This window comes from Planococcus sp. CP5-4_YE (genome assembly GCF_019042655.1).
Lineage (GTDB): Bacteria > Bacillota > Bacilli > Bacillales_A > Planococcaceae > Planococcus.
On record NZ_JAHPZO010000025.1, the window covers coordinates 23,292 to 31,787 of the forward strand.

Below are 8,496 nucleotides of genomic sequence, written 5' to 3' on the forward strand. Positions count from 1 at the left end.
TGCTGGTCCTTCCCCTTGGCAGTCTATGGCACTAGCCGCCTCACTACCGGCGTCTTCTGCATCAGGCGGATGATGAGATAGGACAGGATGAAAATGACGATCCACGACAAAGGCACTCCGATGCCCACATTGATGGTTGTTTCATTGAAATCCAACAAGCGGTTCAAATAGGTCTGAATCAGTGGATGGATGATGTAGACGCCGAACGTCGCCGTGCTGATGCGTGTAATGAGCGGCGTCGATTTCAAATTTTTGCCGAGCTGTTGGAAAGCAACGAAGACGAATAACGAAACAAAGATCGCGTGCGGGTAATAATGCTCATAGTAAAAGTCATCAAAATCGCCGGCTTCACGCCCGACATTGGCTGACACCGTGCCGTATAGCGTAACCGCGTAGCCGATAATCGCGAGGACCCCAAGCGTCGGAAGCCAGCGCTTTGGAAGCGGGTACATGACGAGATAAGCACCGAGTAAGAAATAGCCGATGTACGGCGCGAATAGTTCTCCAGCGAAAGCAACTTCGTAACCCGTTGCCCGCGTGAAAATTGGTGCCGCGGCCGAGAACAAGAACCAAAACGCGAAGAAATAATGGAACATCGTCTTGTCCATATGCTTAACGAGGATGCGCAAAAACGGCGCCATCAAATACAGCCCCGTAATGATGTAGAGAAACCAAAGATGGAAGTAAATATCATCTGAGATGAAGGCGCCGAGCATTTGCATGGGCGTATATTCCTCGCCGAGCTGAAAAATATTATAAGCCATGTAAACGGCACTCCAGAACACGAGCGGCAACAGGACCTTGCCGAGCCGCTTGCGCAGAAATTCACCGATCGGTTCTTTGCTGTCGCGTGTGAGGAGCAATGCGCCGCTCAGCATGAAGAAAATCGGCACGCACCAGCGAAGTGCGCTGTCGATCGCGTTTGCGTAATGCCATTCCCAATCGCCTGTTGTGTAATTATTAATGATTTTCGATGCGACGTGGACGCCGACGACCGTAATGATCGCGAACACCCGCATCCAGTCCATATAGCCGTATCTCCGTGCCATTGGGTTGACCTCTTTTCAGTATGATTCCTCGCTTATTTTACCTGAGCCGCTTCTGTAATTACCACGACAAACGCATTACACTTCCGTGACAAGTCACAACAAGCGGCACAATTTATCGATTTCAGCGCTTTGCGTTTTGATCATGCGCTGTCCGATATGGCGCAGCCGCGCAAGATTTTCCGCCGTGACGCGGTCAAGCTGTTCAATGCCTGAATCGTCTGCGGGCAGTTTTTCCTGAAAGCGGAAATAGCGCTGATCAACGCCTTCATCTTTCAACAGGTGGCGCAGCTGATGGTCGACCGAATCGGAACTGCCATCCATCATGACTTTCAATAAAGACCGTGCCCAGCCGTAATGGAACCACGCCCGCCAGCCGGTCACTTCCACTTCGCGCTGCGCTTCCCCGGTACCGAGCGATACGAGTAGAAAATCTTCTTCTTCTCCTCCGTAGAGTTCGAGCCCTTCGGCATAAGCGCTTAACCCTGGATCGTTGGCGAACACGCCGCCGTCGATAAACGCAGCTTTCGGATATTCCGGAATCTTCGCCGGCGCAAAATAACTCGGCGCAGCAGTCGCCGCCCGGATGATGTGGCGGATTTCACTGTCAGGCTGGCGGTCGTTCAAATTGATGACGGTGCTTTTGAAAAAATGGGCTTGCCGGCCGTGGATGTCGTAGCTCGGGATGACGGCCGGCTGAAGGAGGTCGGATAATTTCAAGTTATTGAAGTAATGCTTGAGCACTTGTTCGAATTCTTGGTGGCTGTATTGGGTATGAAGGAAACGCCCGACGATGCCGAATGAGCGATGAAGGAAGGATTTTCGGAACATGCGATCGGCTTCGGTTTCGTAGAGCTTGAGGATGTCGTTTGCTGTGTAGCGCGGCTTTTTGCCGTCCGGCACCAAGAGGCCGAGTGCCAGAATCGCGCCAGTCGAGGTGCCCACGAAGATATCGAATTGTTCACAGACGGGTTTCCCCGTCCGCCGCTCCAGCTCACACAGCATCATGGCTGGCAAAATCCCCCGTACGCCCCCGCCATCGATCGATAGAATCTTCTTCATATGGACAGCCTCCTTCTATAGATAGATGTTTTGTTTCTTTTATTAGTTAATGAATGAGTGATAGGTGAAGTGAAGGTGCTTTATATGATATCGGTCAACACAGCGCTTGGCGCTTTGGGCATGGCTTTCGTGAGGAGCCCGGAAAACCGCCGGTCTCATCACTTCGCCTAGCCCTTGGACGCGCCGGCGCTTGGGTCAGTTCATTGCGAAATGGGTGGGTCGATTGGATTTCATTGTTGTTGGTTTGTGGTGACACTTAGCATGTGAGACTGCTCCCAGCGTTTCACGCTGAGTCGCGGTGAGTGATTTGATTGAAAATAGCATGATCCATTTGAATGGACTGTGTTGATTTTTCCGGTGGGTTGTTTCGCTTGGCGCTTTGGACAATTCATTGTGAAATAGGTGGATCGATTGGATTTCATTGTTGTTGGTTTGTGGTGACACTTAGAATGTGAGACTGCTCCCAGCGTTTCACGCTGAGTCGCGGCAACTTTTATTAGCGGTGAAGTGAAGTTTTAGATTCAAGTTGCGATTTGTAAAATCTACTTTCTTCTATATAGGTAAGCAAAAATTCAAAGTCACAACACACTATCTACTAGCATGCTTACACATCAATGAAATATGACATCTGCTTATTCCTCCATAGCTAGAGATGGAGCGCAAGGCGGTGACGCCCGAGGGAGCAGCGAAGCGACGGGTTTGAGAGACCCCGCAGTGAATGATTAAGCGAAGCATCGCTGAGCCTAATCATTTGCGACGCATCTGCTATGCAGATGTGAGAGCACGCGGTTCTTGTAGCGAATGAGGAGGCTCGATTCCCGCCCCTGGGCAAGCTTCCGCCTGGAGCGCAATCTCCCGCTTTAACTCTTTCTATATCCAACTAAAGATTAAAACACTATTAATCCCCATATACCCCTAACCCTCAAAAATAAAGCAATGAATGGATTGTTACAGTTGTGTAACAAAGCTTTATTGCTATAGTTTTTGACTTTTCTAATAATTATATGATTAAATTGACTAAAAAACCGCTACGAAAGTGTTCAGAGTCCCGTTTTGGAAATAAAAGGCTCTAAAAATTCGGATGAAATCTGTTCGGCTGTAATATTTTGTGTATTCAAACACCTATGAAGGGCTCCTATTTCCCGTTTTGAAAAGAAATAAACATGTTATTGCAAATATTACCACCGTCCAAATCCTTGCTGTGACTAGCTTTATGAGCAGTCATTCACTTGTAATATTGCTGTAACCTAATTGAAACTCCATAGACATTGTTTTTATAGGAGGCAGTCTATATAGTAAGTGACAGAGCAAATTAATGATAATCTTTATATCCACATAACATAAATTTAAAAAAACTATCCTTCGGAGGTACTGACAATATGAAAAAAGCATTCTTTACACTACTAGCAGCAGGCGCATTGGTCTTTTCAAGTTCAGCTACAGACGCACAAAATACAGCACAAGCACAACAGCCACAAACAGAAGTCGCACAGAAAGCATCTGAGCCAGCGATCGTTCAAGTTTCCAACAGCACATACAAATTCAAATACGCTACAAACGTCCGCAGAGATGCCGGCACAAGCCACGGCGTGATCCGAGTTGCTTCTAAAGGCGCAACTGCAACAGTTACAAAATCCGCTTCAATCGGCAGCGGCACATGGTTCAAAGTTCGCACTGGCGGAACTCACGGTTGGGTACATAGCTCACTCGTTACAAAATCATCAGGTTCTGGCGTTGTCCAGGCTTCTGCTAAAACAGCAAGCGTTTCTTCTTCGGCAGTTGTTTCTCAAGCACTAGCGCTTAAAGGCATTCCGTACCGTTTTGGCGGCACGACAAGAGCTGGGTTTGACTGCTCAGGATTTGTACAATATGCATTCAAACAAGCAGGCAAGAGCGTTTCACGCACAACACTTTCTCAATATGCTCAGTCTTACAAAGTTTCAAGCCCACGCCCAGGAGATTTGGTCTTCTTCGCGAACACTTACCGCGCTGGAATCTCACACGTTGGGATCTACATCGGGAACAACCAGTTCGTACACTCTGGCGGTTCTAAAGCAGAAGTGAAAAGCTTGAACGGCCCATACTGGGGATCTAAATTCCACAGCTTCAGACGTTTCTAAGCTAAATATGTGATTCAGGGAGTATCCGAAATCTCGGGTGCTCTTTTTCTTTTGCCTTTTTAAAGGACGAACTTGTTGTTTTGCGCAGGATTTACTCTCTTCCTTCTATATAATAGTTCGCTTCGTTTCATTCGTTCAAAATAAACCGAATTATAAATTCAATTAATATTGAATTATATATTTCATTCCTTTAGAATAAAGAAAATGCTTATAGGGGGTTTTTTGTAATGAAGATCATGGATGCTGCTTTACCGGAAGAGTCGATTCACCTGGCCGTCGAACAGTCGCCGGTATGGGAATGGATAGTCGGGATCGTGGGCTATACGCACGGACAATTGCGCCATACGTTTGAGATGGATGAGGAATGGAAGCGTGATGCGCAAAAGATGCCTGCTTCTTTGTTGGATTTGCTCGCGACCATTCAAGAGACGAATTTGTGGTACGGCTTGTTGTTGTTGCAAAATGAGTTCGGAGCTCGTTCGATTGATGAATTTGTGGAGCGGTTGACGGGTATGTCTGATGAGCAGTTTTATGAGGTCCTGCTCCCTTATCACAGCCGGTCGGCGGAAGTGTTGCGTGGAGAGGCGGCGCAGCGGCCAAACGATGATGCTTTATGGGTACAGTATGCGGATTTGTTTGAAGGGCATGCTTATCTTGGAGGCTATGTGCGCGAACTCCAGGAGCATTCGAAAGCCCAGCTAAGCGAATTGTTTTTCACGGTGTTAAGCGAATGGCAGGATTGGATGAGTGAGAAGCTATATATCGCGAAATGGCTGCAGGCACTCGACTTTGAAGCAAAACAGCATCGCGGGCTCGAGTCGGCGAAAGCCGCGAGCGAAATCAAGCATGTGGCGGGTGTTGACTATGCGCCGGAGCCTTCCATTTGGTCGGTGAAACTGATTCCACATATATCGTATCGGCCCTGGCTGCTGACGATTCGCACCGCTGATGTGAAGTTGTTTTTCTATCCGGTCAGCGAACAGCACCTGCTCGACCCTGGTGTGCCGCCGAATGAATTGATCCAAGGGCATAAAGCACTTGGCGATGAATTGCGTTTGCAGTTATTGCATCACTTGCGCCAAGGCCCCGCTTCCCTTCAGGAAATCAGCGGCCAGTTCGCCATCTCCAAAACGACCTTGCATCATCAGCTGGCTTTATTGAAAGCGGCGAAATTCGTTCAAGTGGAGAAAGGCGTCTATTCAATCCGGTTGGATCAGCTCGAGGCGTTTTCCAGCCAATTGACCCGTTATTTGGGCATGGATGAGTGACGGGTTACTCACGTGCCTTCAAGTCGCTATGGGCCGGTGAAGTTATCTCGGAATTCGGCGGTGCAGCCGGCACTATCGTCAACGGGTTGTTGTTATACGAATTGACCGGCTCGCGCGAATGGATGGGCGTTTTATGGCTCGTTTACTTCGTCCCTTCCCTCTTGTTGCAGGGAGTCAGCGCGCCATTTTTGAATCATGTGCGAAAAGACCGGATGCTGCGGCGCATTCAATTGATCCGTGCGGGTGCCTATTTATTGCCGCTTGGCGGGTTTTTCATGGGCAACGAGGCAGGAGTCATTGCCGGTCTGGTCGTGTTGCAAATCGTTCTCGGATTACTCCAGCCAATTTTTGCGAGTTTATCGTTTTCACTGCTTCCGGACCTGTGCACAGAAGACGAATTGGCCAATGCCAATGGCTTGCTCGACGGGACGCTGCGGCTCATGGGCTTTCTCGCGCCTGGCGTCACGGCGCTGCTCCTTCTTGTATTGCCGATGCAGTGGATCCACGGGGTTTCGGCATTGTTGTTTTTTCTGAGCTTTCTCGCGTTGTCGAAGCTGCCTTCATTTCCTAAACAACAACTGACGCCTTGGACGAAGAAATTCTGGTGGGCTGAACTGAAAGAAGGCTATATCAGTTTCTTTCGCCACCCTAGGCTCTTCAAGCTGACTGTTTTATCGTCGACGGTGTCGTTTGCCGTCGGTGCGACGCTCGTATTGAGCGTGCCGTTCATCCGCGGTGTTTTAAAAGGCGAAGCGTGGGAATATGGCGTCTTCAAAGGAGCGTTTCCGATTGGCTACGTGGCAGGGATGGTGCTACTCACGAAGCTTGCGAAAAGCGAACGGACGATGTATATCGGCTTGATTGGCGGCGGTTTGTCTTTCGTCTTCTTGTATTTCGTCCAGTCGGTTCCGCTTGCGTGGTTATGCGAAGCTTTCGGCGGACTGTTGTTTCCTTTGTTCAATGCCCAAAACGCGGCGATTTTCCAGCGAGATGCTCCGCGCAATCGGCTCGCCCAACTGAGTGCAGTGCGTTTGTTGTTTTTACGAAGCGCCATGCCACTCGGAATTCTCTTTGCTTCCGTCCCGTTTTTCGATTGGAACATCCGCTACAGTTATATCGGCATCGGCTTATTGATTGTTCTGCCTGGTATGTATAGTTTATATAGCACTTTTACGCGCGGTAAACAGGTCAAATTTTTCACTTTTAAATAAAATAAGTTAAAGGATTCTTTTCATACGGTAGCTATTTCTCCCTAAGCCCTGTACACTTGCCCAAATGGAATGAACAGTTTCTTCCGTTTAAAGGAGAGAGGACATGCCTCAGGAGAAAACGGTAGAATCGATCATCAGTGGTTTCACTGCAAGCATCTTGCGTGAGCATTTTGGCAAAGGGACGAGCTCTGTGCATGTCACTACCTACAAATCATTCGTCTGCATTCAACTCCGGGATTTTCTAGCCCCGATGGAGAAGATTCTGCTCGAACAGAATGAAAAAAACCGCATTTTAAAAACCAGGGATTTATTGATGATTGAATTGATGGCTGAGTTCAAGAAGAATTTTTGGAAAGAGGCCGACCTGGATGTAGTGGAATTATATGCTGATTGGAATTTGGACGATTATTCCGGCATGATTTTGGGGGTATTGGAAGAACCAAAATCCCATAAACTCAGGTGGCCGGAAGAAGTCGATGAACAAGCGCTTCGGAAAGAAGTCATCCGGCTGAGCATCGCAGGGCAGAAAGAACCGGCAGAAACCAATTTTCATTGGCTGAGCGACCGGACGCTGCTCATCGAACGGCTGGGCATTTTCACGTTGCTGGAAAAAGAGCTGATCAAAAATGAATTTCAAGAAGCCTTGAAATTGGCGAAACGGCCATTGGAATATATGTTGTTCGCCGAATCCCAATTGCCCGCAATCGTCAAACGCCCATTGATCGGCATTTATGTCGACTGGGACTTTGAAGAAGACAAAAGCTATGCGCTATTGGAATTTAAGAAATAACCATATGTTTGAGTCCCGCAGAGCTGTTTTCGCGACGTCACAGTTTGTGAGGGTTAACGATGCGTTCATCATTCGCGTTGCTCATTCGAAATAGATCCGGGTATCTCGTAATTTTAAAAGCTATTTCTTCTAAAATTTAGGTAAATTTTCATGATACCCATTTCCTTCTGACTATTTTCTTAGTAGTCAGTTTACTTAGTGAAAAAAGTTGGGTATTATGTAAGTGCACGAGTCACCACTGAAATTGAACTAACTGCTTTATTTGATTTTAAAGGTCAATCCAATAATGAATGAAACGGTCGTATACACCAGACACCAGTGCTGGAGGTGGCGCCAAAAAGAATGTTCTATTCTTTTTGGCGCTTTTTTAATGGCCTGTTCACTGATGAAGCATACTTGAGAAGGAGGGGTTTGAATGATGATCGAATACGAATCATGCCACCGGGAAACCGTTTTGCGCTTGCTTTCCCATTTACCATCGGCCCGTAAAGGAGTTCCAGTTCAGCAAATACTCAACACTTACGAAGGGCTGGCTGAGCGCCGTCTATATGTATGGAAGGAAAGTGACAAAGTGGTTGGAGTGATTGGCATCCACCTGCAGCAACAGACTTTCGCTGTCCATCACATCGCCATTCATCCTTCCTTCCGCAACCGGGGAATCGGCAACTCCCTTCTTCAATCCGTCCAGGAAGAACATATTTCCCAGGCAATGTGCTCAACTCATGAGACGAAAGATTTTCTGGACAGATGCTGGCAGAAACAATCTCAATTTAGTTGATTTTCACTAATTAGAGGAAGTATAAAAGAGGAGGAGACCGATGAAAAAAAACACCGAAACTCATTCTATTCTTTGCTCTCGGCATCATCACCGGGTTGATCGTGTCGTACTTGTTCAGCAGATAAGGAGGCAATTACATAATGGACATCCGTAAAGCATTAGCACAAGACGCAGCGGGCATTCGGGCAGTATGCGCAGCCGGCAACCGCAGTACTTATCCC

At 47.7% G+C, this 8,496-nt stretch carries 7 protein-coding genes; 5 read left to right on the plus strand and 2 right to left on the minus strand.

Annotated elements, in window-relative coordinates:
* Window positions 1-23: 23 nt before the first annotated feature.
* Window positions 24-1,049: an acyltransferase gene (locus KTG14_RS17100; protein WP_216972020.1), complete on the minus strand. Its 1,026-nt coding sequence runs from the start codon at window positions 1,047-1,049 to the stop codon at window positions 24-26.
* A 93-nt stretch (window positions 1,050-1,142) separates the two neighbouring features.
* A complete protein-coding gene (locus KTG14_RS17105; protein ID WP_216972021.1) occupies window positions 1,143-2,108 on the minus strand; it encodes a patatin-like phospholipase family protein in 966 nt (321 codons plus the stop codon).
* A gap of 1,379 nt (window positions 2,109-3,487) precedes the next feature.
* Here KTG14_RS17105 and KTG14_RS17110 point away from each other — a divergent pair.
* From KTG14_RS17110 to KTG14_RS17130, 5 genes are all read left to right on the plus strand, one after another.
* Window positions 3,488-4,228, plus strand: a complete 741-nt coding sequence (locus KTG14_RS17110) for a C40 family peptidase (protein WP_216972022.1) — start codon at window positions 3,488-3,490, stop codon at window positions 4,226-4,228.
* A gap of 227 nt (window positions 4,229-4,455) precedes the next feature.
* Window positions 4,456-5,496, plus strand: a complete 1,041-nt coding sequence (locus KTG14_RS17115; RefSeq protein WP_216972023.1) for a helix-turn-helix domain-containing protein — start codon at window positions 4,456-4,458, stop codon at window positions 5,494-5,496.
* The gene (locus tag KTG14_RS17120; protein WP_216972024.1) at window positions 5,493-6,707 is read left to right on the plus strand and encodes an MFS transporter; all 1,215 of its coding nucleotides are present in this window, start codon (window positions 5,493-5,495) and stop codon (window positions 6,705-6,707) included. Before KTG14_RS17115 ends, KTG14_RS17120 begins: the two co-directional genes overlap by 4 nt.
* Window positions 6,708-6,810: 103 nt before the next feature.
* Window positions 6,811-7,497: a Na-translocating system protein MpsC family protein gene (locus KTG14_RS17125; protein ID WP_216972025.1), complete on the plus strand. Its 687-nt coding sequence runs from the start codon at window positions 6,811-6,813 to the stop codon at window positions 7,495-7,497.
* A gap of 415 nt (window positions 7,498-7,912) precedes the next feature.
* On the plus strand, window positions 7,913-8,275 hold the full coding sequence (locus KTG14_RS17130; protein WP_216970402.1) for a GNAT family N-acetyltransferase: 363 nt from the start codon (window positions 7,913-7,915) through the stop codon (window positions 8,273-8,275).
* Window positions 8,276-8,496 lie beyond the last annotated feature (221 nt).

Excerpts from the sequence above, each read along its gene's own strand:
- KTG14_RS17100 (WP_216972020.1), bottom strand. The coding sequence starts at position 1,049 with ATGGCACGGAGATACGGCTATATGGACTGGATGCGGGTGTTCGCGATC.
- KTG14_RS17110 (WP_216972022.1), top strand. The coding sequence starts at position 3,488 with ATGAAAAAAGCATTCTTTACACTACTAGCAGCAGGCGCATTGGTCTTT.
- KTG14_RS17115 (WP_216972023.1), top strand. The coding sequence starts at position 4,456 with ATGAAGATCATGGATGCTGCTTTACCGGAAGAGTCGATTCACCTGGCC.
- KTG14_RS17130 (WP_216970402.1), top strand. The coding sequence starts at position 7,913 with ATGATGATCGAATACGAATCATGCCACCGGGAAACCGTTTTGCGCTTG.
- KTG14_RS17125 (WP_216972025.1), top strand. The coding sequence starts at position 6,811 with ATGCCTCAGGAGAAAACGGTAGAATCGATCATCAGTGGTTTCACTGCA.
- KTG14_RS17105 (WP_216972021.1), bottom strand. The coding sequence starts at position 2,108 with ATGAAGAAGATTCTATCGATCGATGGCGGGGGCGTACGGGGGATTTTG.